This is a genomic window from Zobellia sp. OII3 (assembly GCF_002211465.1).
GTDB classification, from domain to species: domain Bacteria; phylum Bacteroidota; class Bacteroidia; order Flavobacteriales; family Flavobacteriaceae; genus Zobellia; species Zobellia galactanivorans.
In genome coordinates, this window is record NZ_MWRZ01000005.1 from 189,922 (window position 1) to 206,473 (window position 16,552).

Annotated in this window: 15 protein-coding genes; 11 read left to right on the forward strand and 4 right to left on the reverse strand. The window is 44.2% G+C overall.

Annotated elements, in window-relative coordinates; translation table 11 throughout:
• Nucleotides 1-81: 81 nt before the first annotated feature.
• Entirely contained in the window at nt 82-1,017 is a 936-nt protein-coding gene (locus B4Q04_RS14920; protein WP_088697290.1) for an aldose 1-epimerase, read from the forward strand.
• Nucleotides 1,018-1,084: 67 nt separating this feature from the next.
• Here B4Q04_RS14920 and B4Q04_RS14925 read toward each other — a convergent pair whose 3' ends face one another.
• Nucleotides 1,085-1,960 carry an AraC family transcriptional regulator gene (locus B4Q04_RS14925; RefSeq protein WP_013991707.1) on the reverse strand — a complete coding sequence of 292 codons (876 nt, stop codon included), beginning with the start codon at nt 1,958-1,960 and terminating at the stop codon, nt 1,085-1,087.
• Between the two features lie 140 nt (nt 1,961-2,100).
• Between B4Q04_RS14925 and B4Q04_RS14930 the strand changes: the two genes are divergently transcribed.
• The 7 genes from B4Q04_RS14930 (at nt 2,101) to B4Q04_RS14960 (ending at nt 10,204) form a co-directional block, all read left to right on the forward strand.
• Nucleotides 2,101-2,796, forward strand: a complete 696-nt coding sequence (locus tag B4Q04_RS14930) for an RraA family protein (RefSeq protein ID WP_013991706.1) — start codon at nt 2,101-2,103, stop codon at nt 2,794-2,796.
• Nucleotides 2,797-2,841: 45 nt separating this feature from the next.
• The gene (locus B4Q04_RS14935; protein ID WP_013991705.1) at nt 2,842-4,002 is read left to right on the forward strand and encodes a mandelate racemase/muconate lactonizing enzyme family protein; all 1,161 of its coding nucleotides are present in this window, start codon (nt 2,842-2,844) and stop codon (nt 4,000-4,002) included.
• Between the two features lie 18 nt (nt 4,003-4,020).
• Nucleotides 4,021-4,908 carry an SMP-30/gluconolactonase/LRE family protein gene (locus B4Q04_RS14940; RefSeq protein ID WP_088697291.1) on the forward strand — a complete coding sequence of 296 codons (888 nt, stop codon included), beginning with the start codon at nt 4,021-4,023 and terminating at the stop codon, nt 4,906-4,908.
• Between the two features lie 12 nt (nt 4,909-4,920).
• Nucleotides 4,921-5,709 (forward strand): SDR family NAD(P)-dependent oxidoreductase, encoded by a 789-nt coding sequence (locus tag B4Q04_RS14945; RefSeq protein ID WP_088697292.1) that lies wholly within the window; start codon nt 4,921-4,923, stop codon nt 5,707-5,709.
• Nucleotides 5,710-5,757: 48 nt separating this feature from the next.
• Nucleotides 5,758-7,641, forward strand: coding sequence for a glycoside hydrolase family 97 protein (locus B4Q04_RS14950; protein WP_088697293.1), 1,884 nt, complete (start codon nt 5,758-5,760; stop codon nt 7,639-7,641).
• Between the two features lie 44 nt (nt 7,642-7,685).
• Nucleotides 7,686-8,240, forward strand: a complete 555-nt coding sequence (locus tag B4Q04_RS14955) for an RNA polymerase sigma factor (protein ID WP_088697294.1) — start codon at nt 7,686-7,688, stop codon at nt 8,238-8,240.
• 65 nt (nt 8,241-8,305) lie between these two features.
• Nucleotides 8,306-10,204: a glycoside hydrolase family 97 protein gene (locus B4Q04_RS14960; RefSeq protein ID WP_088697295.1), complete on the forward strand. Its 1,899-nt coding sequence runs from the start codon at nt 8,306-8,308 to the stop codon at nt 10,202-10,204.
• A gap of 228 nt (nt 10,205-10,432) precedes the next feature.
• Here the strand turns inward: B4Q04_RS14960 and B4Q04_RS14965 are convergent, their stop codons facing one another.
• The 3 genes from B4Q04_RS14965 to B4Q04_RS14975 all read right to left on the reverse strand — a co-directional run bounded on the left by B4Q04_RS14965 (nt 10,433) and on the right by B4Q04_RS14975 (nt 12,333).
• Nucleotides 10,433-10,951 carry a GNAT family N-acetyltransferase gene (locus tag B4Q04_RS14965; RefSeq protein ID WP_088697296.1) on the reverse strand — a complete coding sequence of 173 codons (519 nt, stop codon included), beginning with the start codon at nt 10,949-10,951 and terminating at the stop codon, nt 10,433-10,435.
• A gap of 97 nt (nt 10,952-11,048) precedes the next feature.
• Nucleotides 11,049-11,609, reverse strand: coding sequence for a type ISP restriction/modification enzyme (locus tag B4Q04_RS14970; RefSeq protein WP_088697297.1), 561 nt, complete (start codon nt 11,607-11,609; stop codon nt 11,049-11,051).
• Complete coding sequence (locus B4Q04_RS14975; RefSeq protein ID WP_236631029.1) at nt 11,599-12,333, reverse strand: DUF542 domain-containing protein; 735 nt, start codon at nt 12,331-12,333, stop codon at nt 11,599-11,601. Before B4Q04_RS14975 ends, B4Q04_RS14970 begins: the two co-directional genes overlap by 11 nt.
• A gap of 583 nt (nt 12,334-12,916) precedes the next feature.
• Between B4Q04_RS14975 and B4Q04_RS14980 the strand changes: the two genes are divergently transcribed.
• From B4Q04_RS14980 to B4Q04_RS14990, 3 genes are all read left to right on the forward strand, one after another.
• Nucleotides 12,917-13,810 carry a LysR family transcriptional regulator gene (locus tag B4Q04_RS14980; protein WP_013991693.1) on the forward strand — a complete coding sequence of 298 codons (894 nt, stop codon included), beginning with the start codon at nt 12,917-12,919 and terminating at the stop codon, nt 13,808-13,810.
• Nucleotides 13,811-14,042: 232 nt separating this feature from the next.
• Entirely contained in the window at nt 14,043-14,678 is a 636-nt protein-coding gene (locus tag B4Q04_RS14985) for a peroxiredoxin (RefSeq protein WP_088697299.1), read from the forward strand.
• Between the two features lie 19 nt (nt 14,679-14,697).
• Nucleotides 14,698-16,518, forward strand: a complete 1,821-nt coding sequence (locus B4Q04_RS14990; RefSeq protein ID WP_088697300.1) for an assimilatory sulfite reductase (NADPH) flavoprotein subunit — start codon at nt 14,698-14,700, stop codon at nt 16,516-16,518.
• Nucleotides 16,519-16,552: the final 34 nt, after the last annotated feature.

Sequence of the window (16,552 nt, forward strand, 5' to 3'; positions counted from 1 at the left end):
CGATTTTTGAAGGTTTGGTTTGTTTCCCTACATAAAAAAGAGGAGATTATACAAAAAAGGGCACATCATAATTGAACCAAGGTGGCGCATAGAAAAAACGATATAAGAAGAACCCAAATCGATGGTCATACTATTTTGGAATGCATCGATAGTGAAACGGAAAATTCATTTTCGGTCATACCCGATTATGGGGGGAGCCTTAATTCTTTTGTCTGTAAGGGCGAGGAAGTACTCTTGGGGGCGCGTACTGAAAAGGAATTTCAAGAGTTTACCGTAAATAGCTATGCCGGGGCACAGCTGTTTCCTTACCCCAACAGGATCAAAGGAGGGAATTATACTTTTGACGGTGAAGAATTTTCATTGCCACTCAATGATCATCCCTATAAAAATGCCCTTCACGGTTTAATTTATAATCGCCCGTTCAAGGTTGTCGATATAGCGGCAAGTCATGGTCGGGTAAAATTGGAATACCGATATCAACACGATCATGGGGGCTACCCTTTTGATCTGTTGTTGTCCAATACCTATCGCCTTTCCGGTAATACGCTTTCAATCTACACGGTAATTGAAAACTTAGGTAGTGATACGGCACCGGTGGGGCATGGGTGGCACCCTTATTTTATGGCGCCTGAAAAAGCGGATGTCTATAGCTTGGAAATGGAGCAACAGGGATATTATGTCATTGATCATGATTTGATCCCTACAGGTGAATTGGTAGATACCTTTATCGCTTCCGATTTGAAGCCTATTGGATCTACTGAACTAAATCATTGTTTTGCTTTGGAAAAAGGGAAGGCCTCAAAAGTAAAATTGATAAATTCAATAAACGGCAGGGAGGTAGAAATTAGTACAAAGGGATATCCGTATATGCAAGTATATATTCCTCCAAATCGGAACTGTATAGCCCTAGAACCCTGTACTTGTATTCCTAACGCATTTAACAATCAAGTAGGATCCCGATATCTGGAGCCTAGTGAGGTCTGGGAATTACAATTTGATATCACTATCAAAGCTTAGGAAAGACATAAAATAAACCATACTTTGAATCAATGGCCAATGCCATATAAGTAAAGGGTGTATCGATTTAATCCGAATTAAAATTGTATTGCTTTCTGTAAAGGGTAGGGGTTTTTCCTGTGATGGTTTTAAACGAGCGACTAAAATAGGTGAAACTGTCAAATCCACATTCATAGCAGATTTGACTGGTCGACAAGTCATTGCTTTGTAAAAGCTTACAGGCATATCCGATTCTCGCTTCCTTGACAAATTGGGAAAATGTTTTTCGGGTCTTCTTCTTAAAGAATCTACAGAATGCACTCTTGGAAAGGTTCAAGAGTTCTGCCGCCTTGTCCAAGTCTATTTTTTCGGTCAAATGTTCCATAACGTACTCATATACCTTATCCAGTCTCTCGTCGTTTCCTTTATTGAACGATTTGACAAAACCGGAAGTCGCCAAGACCTGGTGGTCGGTATTCGTTGCAATATCGTTCAACACCTCAAAGAACAACATCAGCTTTTCAAAACCTTGAACATGGGTCAACTTCTCGATTTTGGCACCGATTTCAATTCGGGCGGGACCATCTATGCGAATCCCGTATTTTGCCTTTTTCAGCAGGTCGTCTATAGCTTTTAGGCCTTCGAGGGTCAAGAACCGGCTTCCCCAGAGTTCAGGTTCAAAATGGATGATTATTGCCGAAACGTGGTTGCCCGAAGTATTCTCGTAATAGGGGGCTTCGTTCTGCCAAAGGTGGGGTAGGTTAGGCCCTATTAAAACCAAGTCGCCGGGCAAGAACTGATCAATATGATCACCGATAAACCGCCTTCCCTTACTTTTTAATATTAGGGTGAGTTCAATTTCACTGTGAAAGTGCCATGAATTGTAAAAATGGGGCAATTCATCCTTTCGAATTTCAAAAGCCTTATTAGAGGATAATGTGATTTTCTGTGAAATGGCCTTCATAATTGTTTATATTGTCATAATTTGACTTCATTTTTTATTAAAATGTAAATATAGTGTATTTTAATGTGAATAATGTGCAGGTGTGGAGTGCTCCTGTACATTAGCTTTGAGTTTCTAACCTATTTTAAAATAAAGAGTATATGAATGTACTTGATCTGACGGACGAAGAATTGTTCGCAGCGGCGCGAAAAGAATTATTTACGGCCGTAGTTGGCGATGCTATGGATAAGATGAAACTGTACCATCAGTTTTTGCCGGCTCGAATACAGCCGCTTAAACCTGACATGTTGTTAATCGGAAGGGCCATGACCGTGCTTGAAGCCGATACTTTTGAGGAAACCCCGACTTTTACGAACAATCCTATTCTAAAAAAACCTTTTGGGCTAATGCTCGAAGCTTTGGACGACCTTAAAAAAGATGAGGTCTATATATGTACGGGAGCCTCTGATCACTATGCCTTGATCGGGGAAATTATGATGACGCGCGCCCAAAAACTCGGTGCCGCCGGTGCCGTGGTCAATGGCTATTCAAGGGATACCCATGGAATGCTGGATCTCGACATGCCTATTTTTTCCTATGGAAATTATGCGCAAGACCAAGGGCCTAGGGGCAGGGTAATCGATTTTCGGGTGCCTATAGAAATTGAAGGGGTGCGAATCGAACCCGGAGATATCGTGGTAGGCGATGTAGATGGGGTATGTATCGTGCCCAAAGCTCATGAAAAGGAAGTTTTTGAACGGGCCTTTGAAAAAGCAAGGGGCGAACGAAAAGTATTGAAAGCGGTACAGGAGGGGATGAGCGCCGTAGATGCCTGGAATACATATGGCATCATGTAATCCTTTAAATAGTAGAAACGAAATAAATAATTCGAATATAGTATAATGAAAATAACCGAAGTAAAAGTTTGGCTGGTAGAAGGGGTAAAGTATAACTGGACACTGTTAAAAATATATACCGATACTGGCCATACCGGTGTTGGCGAATCAACAAACTGGCCCGGTAGCCAGATTGTAGAAGCCGCTACCCGCGAACTTGGGGAGCGAATTATAGGATTGGATCCTATGCGTACCGATTTTATATGGACAAAACTTTATCGTGATTTAAATTGGGTCGGACCTTATGGCGCCAGTATGTGTGCGATAAGTGGCATTGATATGGCCCTTTTGGACCTTAAGGCCAAGGTGTTAGGGGTTCCTATGTACGACCTGTTAGGTGGGCAGTACCGAACTGAAATTCCCCTATACGCCAATTATTGGTTCATAGGAGGGGGGCATAATACCGAAGATTATGTGCAACAAGCCAAACAAGTAAAGGAGGCCGGCTTTAGCGGATTGAAATTTGATCCCTTTGCGCACACCAATTATTTTTACGGGGATGACCTTGCTACGGAGCTTTCCCTTACCAAAACACAACAAGACCTGGCCTTTAATATCAGTAAGGCCGTACGTGAGGCCATCGGTCCGGATATGGACATGATGATCGAAACGCACGCCATGTTGAATTTTAAGGTGGCCGTAGCCATGGCCGAACGATTTGCCGCCTTGGATATCGCTTGGTTTGAAGAGCCGGCAGGACCGGAAAGTACGAAGACCCTTAGGGCCTTTAGGGAGCGCATCGACCCTAAGGTTTCTATCTGTGTTGGGGAAAGGCACTATACGCGCTATGGAATACGCGATGTTCTCGAGAGCTATGTGGCCGATATTATCATGCCCGATATAACGAGGTGCGGTGGGCCTAGTGAAATGAAACGTATGGCTACAATGGCGGAAGCCTACAATGTTTTGGTGGCCCCGCACAACCCTAATGGACCTTTGTCTACATTGGCGAGTTCACATGTTTGTGCTTCTATTCCCAATTTCTTCCGCCAAGAGTTTATTTTCAACGATGTGCCTTGGAGGGATGAGGTGTTGAGCCACCCCCTGAATATTCAAGAGGGTAAACTGGTACTTTCGGATAGACCGGGATTAGGGGTGGACCTCATTGAGAGCGAAATGGAAAAACACCCAGGAATACGAAAACACAAGGAAGGGTATTACATTTAATAAAAATACTAAGCATATATGGTCGAAACGGTTCTAAATACTACAGCAACACTGGGTGAAGGTGTTTTTTGGCATCCCAAGGAGAATAAAGTCTATTGGGTGGATATCTATGGCAAGGAAATACATGCTACCGATCCAAAGACCGGAAGCAACCAGATTTTTAAGCTTCCCGAATATGTGGGCACTATTGCGCCCATTCGTTCAGGAGGATTGCTGGTAGCCTTAGAAAATGGCGTAGTGGAACTGGATACCGAGACAGGCGGTTTTTCCTCCGTTTTAGAACTCGAAAAAGACAAACCCGATAATAGGTTTAACGACGGCAAGTGTGATCCAAAGGGCCGCTTTTGGCTAGGAAGCATGTGTCGCCAAGGCCTAAACGCAACGGGGGCTTTATACAGTATCGAGGCAGGTATGGGCCATGTAAAAAGAGCCGACCATAATACGGTGTCAAACGGTATTACTTGGAGCTTGGATCATAAGACCATGTACTATATAGACTCGCCGACAAGAAAAGTGGTCGCTTATTCCTACGATGTGGAAACAGGAGCTATATCCAATCCGATAAAAGTGATCGACATACCTGAAGAATTTGGTTTTCCCGATGGAATGACCATTGATAATGAGGGAATGTTATGGATCGCGCTGTGGGGCGGAAGTGCGGTATCCCGATGGAAGCCTGATACAGGGGAGCTTATCCAAAAGATAGGGGTGCCGGCCCCACATGTAACATCATGTGCTTTTGGGGGAGCGGATTTGAACAAGCTTTATATCACGACGGCAAGGGAAGGGCTTACCGAAGCACAGTTGGCCGAATACCCATTAAGTGGGAGCCTTTTTACCATAGACCTTCCTGTCGGAGGTCCGGAGGTCTTCTTTTTTAATGAATCAATGGGCCCTAACAATTAATTATATATCGATATGCTGAACATAGACTTAAAGAATAAGGTAGTACTGGTCACAGGGGTGACAAGTGGTATAGGGGCTGGAATAGCCGCTATATTTTCCCAGGCCGGCAGTGTCGTCTCAGGTTGTGGAAGAAGGGAAGAATCCCATACCGATGTGCAAAACTTCCACGGCAAAGGGGCCGAATACGGAAGGGATACCCTGTACACCCAAACCGATGTCACCAACGATGATGACCTAAAAAACCTAGTGGATCGTACCGTAGATAAATTTGGGAAAATCGATTTTTTGATATCCAATGCAGGGGCGAATTCCTTTCAGGGCAGTAAGGAATGTAGCGATGGGGATTTTGATAAAAACCTGAACCTGAATTTGAGATCGCATTGGAAAATAAGCCAATTATGTGAACCCCATTTGAGCAAGAGCGATAATGGAACCATAGTTATTATCACCTCAAACCATGCCTTTTCCACCATACCGGGGTGTTTTCCATACAACACCACCAAAACGGCATTAAGGGGGCTGGTACAGTCCTTGGCCATTGAATGGGGCCCAAAGATAAGGGCAGTGGGTGTAGCTCCGGGATTTATAGAGACTGCGGGAACACAAACCTGGTTCGACTCTTTTCCCGACCCAGGGGCAGAACGCGAGAGAACCAATGCCTTTCATCCTAGCGGAAGGATCGGAACGCCCGATGAAGTCGGTGCCTTTTGCGCTTTCTTATGTAGTGAATACGGAAAATTCATGAACGGAACCACATACCTAATGGACGGGGGAAGGTCCGCACTAATGCAAGATACCTGAGCACTTTAAGGCAAAGGCACATATAAAATTAAAAAAACAACGATTGTTATGAATACTAGATTTCTTTTAATGGGCACTTTCCTCTTTGCGCTACTGGTTATCGGTGGGTGTGGAGCAGTGAAAAAAACGGATATACCGAAATCTTTTTCCCCTGATGGGAACATTGAAGTTTTCTTGAAACTTGACGAGGGGAGTGGGGCATTGCGCTTTTCCGCCCGACTGTTCGACAATACGGTTTTGGAGGCCTCGCCCCTAGGAATTATCATGGCCGATAATGAACATCGTTTTTCCGATCAACTAGAGTTTGTTCAACATGAGCGTAAGCGTATTGATGAGCGCTATGTGATGGTAACGGGTAAACAGAAAGAAAGGCATAACTACTGTACTGAATCGCGATACACCTTTAAAAATACCAAGAACGAAACCTTTACGGTCGTATTCAGGGTTTTTAACGAAGGCATTTCATTTCGATATGAACTGGAAAACCAAAAGGAAACAAGCGTAACCAAAGAAATGTCCGCCTTCAATTTTAAAGGCTTGAAAGCATTATGGTCTATCGATTACCAGTCTGGGGACGAGAATATTTTTGAAAAGAAAACGGGCACCCAAACCGTACAGAACAAAGCCTTGTCCTTCCCTGTTTTGGTAGAATCAAATTTAGGGAATTGGATGCTGGCCTCCGAATCGGATGTCTCCAATTTTCCCTTGGCAGGAGCCATGTTCAACAACGATCAATTGAACCTGATATATCCGGGAGGTAAGAAAGGTGAAAATGTAGTCGGGGCAAATTTTAAATCGCCTTGGCGCATATTGATGATGGGCAAGGAACTTAGTGCCATCGCCCAAAATTCTATGGTGGACCATTTGGCCCGACCATCGGCTATCCCCGATATTTCATGGGTCGAAGCGGGAGTCACTTCATTTCCCTGGTGGGGAGACAATCTCGCCAATAGCTCTCCGGAAACCTTAAAAAAGTACATCGACCTTTCGGCTACAATGGGGTGGGGTTATATAGAATTCGATGTTCCCCTTATCAATTCTCCGGCCCATGCCATTGACGACTGGAAAACGACCCCTTGGGTAAAAGATGTAGTAGATTATGGTCTCGCCAAAGGTGTGAAGTGCTATGGGTGGGATGAATTTAAAAATTTAGATACCCCGGAAAAAAGAAAGGATATTTTCGGAAGGTACAATCAGTTGGGTATTGTCGGGTGTAAAGTCGATTTTATCAATGATTATTCACAAAGGGCAAGAAGAATCTTGGAAGAGATCATCAAGGATGCGGCAAGATATAAGCTCATGCTAAGTTTTCACGGAGCCCAAGCGCCAAGAGGTTTTGCCCGTACCTATCCCCACATTATGAGTTATGAGGCCGTAAAAGGTTCTGAATACTACCTAAGTATCAATGGGGCCAAGGGATTAACCCCCTACCACAACGCTACCTTACCGTTTACGAGAAACGTACTGGGGAGTATGGATTATACCCCAGTGGCATTTTCAACCCCTTTAAGAACGACTACAATGGCCCATGAATTGGCACTTTCGGTAGTTTTTGAATCAGGTTGGCAAGGCATGTGCGATATCCCTGAGGCCTATCTTGACTCACCGGGAAGGAAGTTTCTAGAGAATTTACCCGCGGCTTGGGACGAAACGAAATTGTTGGCGGGCTACCCTGGGGAGTACTGTGTTATGGCACGAAGAAAGGGAGATGATTGGTATGTAGGCGGAATAAGCGCCGTGGGGAAACGGGAATTTTCCATAGACCTTTCTGAAATAGTTTCAGGCCCTAAAGAGGTCATTGTATATCAAGATGTTCTTGATGAAGACAAATTGAAACTCGAAAAAAGGCAGTTGACGGAAAAAGGAAACCTTAAGGTGGCCTTAAAGAAAAATGGAGGTTTTACACTTGTGCTAGAAGGAAGTGGGCAATAGTGTAGGCTGTAGGTAAGAGTGTCTGTACAAAGCAAAAATAAAATATGATGGAAGAAAAGGATAAAGTTCTGGTAGGGAATTTGAAAACGGGGGATATAAAAGCTTACGAGGCTCTATATGAAAAATATAGGGGCAGACTCTATCACTTTGCATTTGGATATTTAAAATCGCACGTGGAAGCGGAAGGTTTGGTTCAAGATGTTTTTGTCAAAATATGGAAAAAGAAAGCCGACCTCAAGCCGGAATGCTCCTTTAAGTCCTACATCTTTACCATAGCTTTCAACCTGATTAAAAAGACATTTATAAAACGAACGGCCCGGAAAAACTATATCAACTCCGAAGCAGACCGGGAAAGTATCGATTACTCTACATTGAACCTGGTCGATTATACTTTTTTAATGGAGAGCCTCATGGGGCTTGTTGCCCAAATTCCGGAACGAAGAAGGGAAACTTTTACCAAGAGTCGGTTCGATGGTCTTTCGGTAAAGGAAATTGCACAAGACATGGAAGTCAGCCCTAAGACGGTAGAGAATCAGATTACGCTCGCATTAAAATTTATAAAATCAAATTTGGCGGTTGAAAATAACCAAGTGAATTAACCCTGACCCCTATTTGATTTACGAACACCAAACTCATCTAACAGCAAAACAAATATTATCTTACTATGAACACCAAAAAACTACTTCGTCCCCTTTTATTGATTTTAACCCTGACCTTCATTTCGTGCTCCAATTCCGAAATCAAGGTAGAGAGTCCTGATGGAAACTATACATTGGTTTTCAACCTCAATGAAAAATCCGAAGCCATTTACCATGTAGATTATAAGGGAACTGGCATTATTGAAGCATCTAAGTTAGGTTTGGGTATAGATGGTCTGCCAACGGAAGGCTTGAAAGCGACTTTGGTCGAAACCAAAATGCATAATGCTATTTGGAAACCTCCCTATGGAACTAAAACCGAATATCCTGAAAAGTACTCGGAAGCCTTGGTCAAAATAACGACGGATTCTGGAGAACCCCTTTACAACCTCCGCTTTCGTGCCTATGATGAAGGCATCGCCCTTCGATATGAATTTCCTGAAAATAAGGAAAAGGTCACTATTGAAAAGGAACTCACGGAGTTTTCGGTAAAGCAGGGAGCTATAGCTTATACCACCCGAGTTTCCCAAGGCGTGATCGAAAAAACTCCTGTTGACGAAATTAAGGAGTGTATGGAACGTCCTCTGTTGATCAACCTATCGGACTCCTTGTACGTGGCCATTGGCGAAGCGGCACAAATCAACTACTCGCGAATGAAACTCAATTCTTATGGAAGCCATACGCTTCAAGCCGATATTGAGGGAGAAGTGACTTTTGACCATCCTTTTGTTTCCCCATGGCGTTTTGTAATGGCAGGTAAGACTGCGGGAGAAATCTTAGAGAACAATTATTTGGTTTTGAACTTGAACGAACCCAATAAAATTGCCGATACCTCCTGGATGAAACCGGGCAAGGTGATCAGGGACCTTACCTTGACTACCGAAGGGGGAAAGGCCTATATCGATTTTGCGGTAAAACACAATATCCAATATGTGATAGAAAGTGCCGGATGGTATGGCAATGAATTTACAAAAGAAGCAGATGCTTCGACCGTTACCGTCGATCCAGAAAGGTCAACAGGACCGCTTGATATGCCGGAAGTCATTCGCTATGGCAAAGAACAGGGTGTAGATATTATGGTATATGTCAACCGTAACCAATTGGAAAAACAACTGGATGATATTCTTCCCCTATATCGCAGTTGGGGCATTAAGGGTATAAAATACGGTTTCGTGAGAACCGGTGACCAATACTGGACCAATTGGATGCACGAGGCCGTTCGAAAGGCTGCGGATCACGAAATGGTATTGAGTATTCACGATGACTACCGTCCGGTAGGGTATTCGAGAACGTATCCTAACCTTATGACCATGGAAGGGATTCGGGGAGATGAAGAAAGTCCGTCGAACGAACAGACCCTAATGACCATGTTTACCCGTATGATTGCCGGGGCGGGGGACAATACCGTCTGTTATTTTGCACCAAGGGTTACCGAAAAAATGGGTTCCCATGCGTCACAATTGGCAAAAACCGTTTGCTTATATAGCCCCTTGTTGTGGCTGTATTGGTATGACCGACCGGAAACCGCAACTTTGGATAGTGGTGGTGCAGGGGGGGCAAAATCCATTATTAAGGAAGTGCCCGAACTGGAGTTTTTTGATAACGTACCGACCGTTTGGGACGATATCAAAGTGCTTCACTCAGAAGTAGGGGAATTGGGTACTATAGCCAGAAAAAGTAAGAATGACTGGTTCATAGGAACAATAAACGGTCAGTCTGCAAAAGACGTAAGCCTTCCCTTGGATTTTCTTGACGATGATACGGCCTATATCGCTACGGTCTATTTCGATGACCCTTCGGTCGATACCGAAACCAAGGTAGGTATAGAGCGATTGGAGGTCAACAGTACCTCTTCTATCCAAAGAAAGATAGCTGGCAATAATGGAATGGCGATTCATATTACCTACAAGACTGACGCCAAATAGTCGGGATGATATCTTATTTCGTGCGGAAAAATAACATGATAAGTACTCACATTTTCTATTGGATTGAGTAGGTCTTTATTTCCTTGAAAAAGCGGAGTAGAATTTTATAGGGACGCATTGTCCTGAATTCGACAACATACCACACCAAAATAACCCAAATTTTAAGGTGTGTAGATTAAAGAAATGCCCCCGACCTCTAGAAGGTTGGGGGCATATGCTTTTAAGGGCTTAGGCTTCATCAAGTCTTATCTCGAACAGGCATACATCCGCTCCGTGATAGTGCGTCGGTAGGCCCTCGGTGTTTTTTAGCTTTTTTATTCCCAAAAAATCAAAGCCGCAGCGCGTATAGTGATCGATCAACCTTTGGTTATTGCCGCAGGTATCCATTCTGATGAATTGTCTGTCTTGCCCTTTAGCAAATCCTATGGCCCAATCCACAATGATTTTTACAAAGTTGTTGCCCCTAAAATCGGGATTCGTGGCAATTCTATGGATATATATGGAAACAGGGTTGTCATCTTCTTCCCAAATATTGGGATCGCTGAAGGTTATCGCCCAAACACAGGCGATTTGATCGTCGATCAGTAATTTAAACTGTCTGTTCTCGGTAATCTCGCCACGTATCAAGGCTTCCTCGAAAACCGGCCATTGGTTTTCGGGGAATTTGATTTTCTGAAAATCGGTAGCGACTTTATAGAGCTCGAAAATCTTTGAAGTATCTTCCTTGGTACAGTTTTGTATTTCCATTTTTTCTTCGATTCATCTAGGTTTGTATTCCTTTCTTAGCAACTTTTTTGCTGTCCAGATCCGTTATTTTCCTTGCGTGTTCTAAGGTAAATCTTTTCTATGGACTTGCTTTTGTGGTGGCGAGGGCGATTTGCTTTAAAATGTGCGCTATGTCTTCCTTGTGTTTTTCAATAAGGGGCGCTTGCAACTTATGATATGCCCTGAGCGCTAAGCCAAGGCCTGCCAATTGCCAAAAAAAGTTGGGATCTTTGGGATAGGGGATGCGAAACGAATCGTTTTTAAGGGCCGTATTGTGAGCTTTCTGATAGGTGGGTGAATGCCATATCGCGTAGATGTAGCCCATTAGGTCTTTGTGGTCAAAGGTGTCTTTGTACTCGTTTCGGACTTCGGGATTATTGGCCATACACACGTTTCCGTGTTCGTCTTTTTCGGGAAGAAAGCTCAGTCCTAATGCCCTTTCCATGTTTGGGACAATTTTAGGGCCAAGGTCAAAGGGGGGAGGGGCCTTCTCCGGGTTTTCCGTGGTAAGGGGCTTGAGTAGGGTCTCTATGTTTTTTACATAGGTCATAAGCATAGCCCCCGAAACGCAAAAGTCCGTTGTTGCTTCCGATGCTTCCCCCATGTTTTTTGATGCTTTGCCATCGGCCTTATAGCTCATGTTTCAGTTCTTTTTCCAAGGTCTTGATTTTGGGGAAAAGGATGTTGTTCTCTAAATGGATATGTACCAACAGGTCGTTCACGAATTCTTGAAGCGCCGTAAAGGCGGTTTGGTAGGCATCGCGGCCATCATCGGGTAGGGCATAGTTGTTGGTTAGCTCCACAATATGACTGAAACGCTCGCTTTCGGTCTTGTGGGCGTTCTTCATCTTTAAAACAGGGTTTTTCAGGCTCCCGAATTGACTCTTGGTCAATTTTACCCTTGAGTGTTCGGCCTTTACCATTTTACGGACAGACGGAAAAAGAAAGAGTTCTTCATTCTCCATTTGGCTCGTAAATTTTATAACGGAATCATTGAACTGTTCGGAAAGGGCTATGAGTTCAGGATGTCTTTCGCCATTTGTTTCGGCCAGTTCTTCTAACTGCGCCTTGACGATCGGTGCGTTTTTCTTTATGTAGCGGTGATGTTTTTTTTCAATATAATCGACCAGCAGGTCTAAAGGCCAAGATACAAAGTCGATGTTTTCCTCGCTTTCGAGACTTTGAATGGCTTCTACTTCCTCTAGCAGGAGTTGGGCATCCAGTTGATGTTCTTCGGCGACTTGGGGAATCGTTCTATTTCCTAAAAAATAAAAATTGATTCCGTGCTTTTTGAAGATTTTGACCGTGCGAAAATCCTCGGCAACGATTTGTCCGATAGGTTTTTTCGATAAAATATGCATCATTGATTTGAAGTTAAGTAAGGGGGCAGCTTGTTGACATGGACTTTAGTCGCAGGCTGTCCCAAAATAGCTGCTTGCCACGTTGCAGACGTGTTCGGGTTTATTCATGACGATTGTTAGAACAAGGCTAGGCCCGTGAAAAACAATCTAGGTTTTTTAAAGAATATTTTTTGTATCAAAGCTTGTCAAAGCTTCTATTATTGCAGGAAATTCAGGGTTGACAAAAGATTGATATCGGTTGAACTACAAAAATAATAAATTGATCGTATTTGAGGGCTATGTTGACCCTTCCTAATTTGATTTAATACTTCGATTTTATGTCGAGATGGTCTGTGTTCGCTGTCGGATACTTATATTTTATTCCGCATATTTGTGATTTTTTCCATCGATAAAAATTAAGGAGGAGATCTTGCTCCTTTAAGAATAAGGCTCGAAAATTCTTTTCTATGATGCTCATTTATAGGGGTAAAAAACAATTCGGAAGGGCAGGGCTACTTGAAGGAAGCTGCTGATAAAAGGGGAGAACGACGGTGCTTAAAGTGTAGGGTTTCGGTTTTCCGTTGAGGAAATATACGTATTATTGTACATGTTCGATTTTCGCTTAAAAGTTTTTTATACGGTTGCAAGAAGGCTCAACTTTACCAAGGCGGCCGAGGAGCTGCTGATATCGCAACCCGCGGTAACCAAGCATATCAAAGAATTGGAAAGTGGTTTCAACTTGGCACTTTTTGACCGAAAGGGCAACAAGGTCGTGCTCTCTCCCGCAGGGGAGGTATTGTTGAAACATACCGAGGATATCATGGATATCTACAGGCAAATCGAATTTGACCTGAACCAGTTTAACCAAACCCTCAAAGGGGTATTGCACATCGGTTCAAGTACCTCCATTACCCAATACATCCTCCCTCCCTTGTTGGCCCGATTCCATAGCATTCACCAAGACGTAAAGGTGGAGTTGCTCAGCGGTAATTCCGAACAGATAGAACAGGCCCTCTTGAACAAAAGTATTGAGCTCGGGGTCGTCGAGGGAAAATCCAAAAGGCGTGAGATCCACTATACCCCGTTCTTGAAAGATGAGATCGTTTTGGTGTGCAGTAGCAAGAACCATCTGATCAAAAAAGAGGAAATCCGTCCCGAGGAACTGAAAAACATCCCCTTGCTTCTTAGGGAACCGGGTTCGGGAACCTTGGAAGTGATCGCCAATGCCCTAAAGGAAAAAGGGATTCGTTTGGCCGATCTAAAAATTGAAATGCAATTGGGCAGTACGGAAGCGATCAAGTCGTACCTACAGCATTCCGATTGCATGGCTTTCTTGTCTTTGCATGCCGTTCTTAAAGAGCTTGAGAATAATGAACTGAAAATAATAGAAATCAAAAAAATGCCCATTCCCAGACATTTTTACTTTATTACGCCACAGGGTCCCGAAGGCGGCTTACCGGCCTTGTTGATCCAGTTCTTGATCCGAAATCACAAATTGTAAAACCTCATTGTTGCACAAGGTCTAAGCAAACGCTTATCGCGTTCAAGGGCTTCTTTCTTACATTTTATCATAACTATTTTATTGGAAATCTCGCATTAGTATAACTTCAGGTTATTATGAATCAAAATTTGCTATGAGCGATTCATCGGGCTGGCGGTTACCTTTGTCTTCACGGAAAGCTAGAACCGACAGGTACGATGCTTTAATACATAACCAAATAAAAAGTAAAACAATGAGTTTAAGAATTGGAGACTACGCACCTAATTTTTCAGCCCAGACCACGCTAGGGGAGATTGATTTTCACCAATGGTTGGGAGATAGCTGGGGAATCATTTATTCCCACCCCGCCGACTTTACCCCTGTTTGTACCACCGAGCTTGGCCGTACCGCACAGCTAAAGGACGAATTTGAAAAAAGGGGCACCAAGGTAGCCGCGATAAGCACCGATGATTTGGATTCCCATATCGGGTGGATCGATGATATCAACGAAACCCAAAACACTCAGGTTGAGTTCCCTATAATTGCCGATGCCGATAAAAAGGTAGCTACGCTCTATAACATGATCCATCCTAATTTTTCTACCACGGCAACCGTACGTTCGGTGTATTTTATAGACCCCGACAAAAAGATACAGGCCATCATTACCTATCCGGCCTCTACCGGAAGGAACTTTGCCGAAATTTTACGCGTACTCGATAGCTTACAGCTTACGGCCGAACACAGTGTGGCTACGCCAGTAGATTGGGAGCTAGGGCAAGATGTTATTATTTCCCCTTCGGTAAAGCAGGAAGATGTCGAGGCTAAATTCCCAAAAGGACATCGCGTTATAAAGCCTTATTTGAGGTATACGCCACAGCCTAACAAATAACCTGAAATTATTATAAAGCATGGAACTGAAAAAGGGATTGGAAAGAGGTCCGTTCAACGATAGGCAGGCGGAAAAACTCAGTGAGGCACTGTCGGGACTCGATACGGAACAGCTTTCTTGGCTTAGCGGATATTTTTCGGGCCTCGGCCAAACATCGGCGACAACTGTTGCTGTAACCGATACGAATGTAGGCATTCCAGCCCAGGCCCTTGCCGAAGCAAAGCCGGAAAAACTGAATATTTTGTTCGGCACCCATACGGGAAACAGTGAGGCCCTGGCCCAAAACCTTGCCTTACAGGCCAAGGAAAGAGGAGTGGAAGTCGAGGTTTCCGATATGGCTTCCTTTAAGACCCGTGACCTGAAGAAAATCAAAAACCTGGCAGTAATCGTGAGCACCCATGGATTGGGCGAACCCCCTGTACAGGCCGAAGACCTTCATAAATACCTTCACGGTAAAAAGGCGCCCGATCTTTCCCATCTCAATTTTTCGGTTCTAGCGCTTGGTGATAGCAGTTATGTCGATTTCTGCCAGACCGGTAAGGATTTTGACGCCGTTCTGGAAAAGTTGGGGGCAAAGCGACTCGCACCCCGTCAAGATTGCGATGTAGATTATGGGGAAACGGCGGAGGCCTGGCAAAAAACACTTTTGGACAGCCTTGTAAAGTTAACTCCCGAAACGGGCACCCCAACTGTGCCGAGCAATGAAACCGCAACGGTCGGGGAGGTGAAGTACTCCCGGAAAAACCGCTTTGAGGCGACGGTTTTGGAAAAGATAAACCTTAACGGAAAAGGCTCCTCAAAAGAGACGGTACATATTGAATTGGACCTGGAAGGTTCGGGCCTAAAGTATGAGCCAGGGGATGCTTTGGGCGTATACGGCAGCAATTCCCCCAAATTTGTCCAGTCCGTTTTAGAGGCAACAAACCTTTCGGGCGAAGAATTGGTGGAAAGCCATGCAGGGGAAAAAACCTTGCGCGATGCCCTTACCTATGATTATGAACTCACGCCCTTATCTAAAACCACCCTATCGAAATATGCCGAGTTGACCGACAGTGCACGATTAAAGAACATATTGGCAGACCCTACCTCGCTTCCTGAATACCTCCAGGGACGTGATATCTTGGATCTGATAAAAGAGGAAGCCCACGATTTTTCGGCCAAGGAACTGATTTCGGTCTTACGGAAAAATACCCCGCGTATGTATTCGATCGCTTCTTCGCAAGAGGCGGTAGAAGACGAAGTGCACCTATTGGTGTCGGTAGTGCGCTATCAAGCTTATGGAAGGGATAAGGAAGGGCTCTGTTCAACTACCATTGCTGACCGCTTGGAAGTGGGCGACAAGGTGGAGGTATTTGTGGACAGGAACACCCGTTTTAAGCTTCCGGAAAATCCTGATGCCCCTATCATAATGGTAGGTCCAGGTACGGGGGTTGCCCCTTTTAGGGCCTTTATGCAGCATCTTGAGGTATCCGAAAATAGAAGGCCTTCGTGGCTTTTCTTCGGAGATCGGAATTTTACCACCGACTTCCTATACCAAACCGAATGGCAACAATACCTGAAAGAAGGGGTGCTGACCAAGGCCGATGTGGCCTTTTCCCGAGATCAGGAAGAAAAACAGTACGTGCAACACAGGATGTTGGAAAATGGCAAGGAATTGTTCGATTGGCTGGAAAACGGCGCCCATTTTTATGTTTGTGGCGATGCCCAAAAAATGGCCAAGGACGTAGACCTCGCCCTAAAAGAGATCATTCGGCAGCAGGGAGGCGTAACGCTTGAAAAAGCGGAAGAGTATGTGAAAAACCTTCAATTGGCAAACCGGTATCAAGCGGATATTTATTAACTCGGTCGGGTATTGGTAGCAACAGCCCGTAAAA

Excerpts from the sequence above, each read along its gene's own strand:
- B4Q04_RS14925 (WP_013991707.1), bottom strand. The coding sequence starts at position 1,960 with ATGAAGGCCATTTCACAGAAAATCACATTATCCTCTAATAAGGCTTTT.
- B4Q04_RS14930 (WP_013991706.1), top strand. The coding sequence starts at position 2,101 with ATGAATGTACTTGATCTGACGGACGAAGAATTGTTCGCAGCGGCGCGA.
- B4Q04_RS14935 (WP_013991705.1), top strand. The coding sequence starts at position 2,842 with ATGAAAATAACCGAAGTAAAAGTTTGGCTGGTAGAAGGGGTAAAGTAT.
- B4Q04_RS14940 (WP_088697291.1), top strand. The coding sequence starts at position 4,021 with ATGGTCGAAACGGTTCTAAATACTACAGCAACACTGGGTGAAGGTGTT.
- B4Q04_RS14945 (WP_088697292.1), top strand. The coding sequence starts at position 4,921 with ATGCTGAACATAGACTTAAAGAATAAGGTAGTACTGGTCACAGGGGTG.
- B4Q04_RS14950 (WP_088697293.1), top strand. The coding sequence starts at position 5,758 with ATGAATACTAGATTTCTTTTAATGGGCACTTTCCTCTTTGCGCTACTG.
- B4Q04_RS14955 (WP_088697294.1), top strand. The coding sequence starts at position 7,686 with ATGATGGAAGAAAAGGATAAAGTTCTGGTAGGGAATTTGAAAACGGGG.
- B4Q04_RS14960 (WP_088697295.1), top strand. The coding sequence starts at position 8,306 with ATGAACACCAAAAAACTACTTCGTCCCCTTTTATTGATTTTAACCCTG.
- B4Q04_RS14965 (WP_088697296.1), bottom strand. The coding sequence starts at position 10,951 with ATGGAAATACAAAACTGTACCAAGGAAGATACTTCAAAGATTTTCGAG.
- B4Q04_RS14970 (WP_088697297.1), bottom strand. The coding sequence starts at position 11,609 with ATGAGCTATAAGGCCGATGGCAAAGCATCAAAAAACATGGGGGAAGCA.
- B4Q04_RS14975 (WP_236631029.1), bottom strand. The coding sequence starts at position 12,333 with ATGATGCATATTTTATCGAAAAAACCTATCGGACAAATCGTTGCCGAG.
- B4Q04_RS14980 (WP_013991693.1), top strand. The coding sequence starts at position 12,917 with ATGTTCGATTTTCGCTTAAAAGTTTTTTATACGGTTGCAAGAAGGCTC.
- B4Q04_RS14985 (WP_088697299.1), top strand. The coding sequence starts at position 14,043 with ATGAGTTTAAGAATTGGAGACTACGCACCTAATTTTTCAGCCCAGACC.
- B4Q04_RS14990 (WP_088697300.1), top strand. The coding sequence starts at position 14,698 with ATGGAACTGAAAAAGGGATTGGAAAGAGGTCCGTTCAACGATAGGCAG.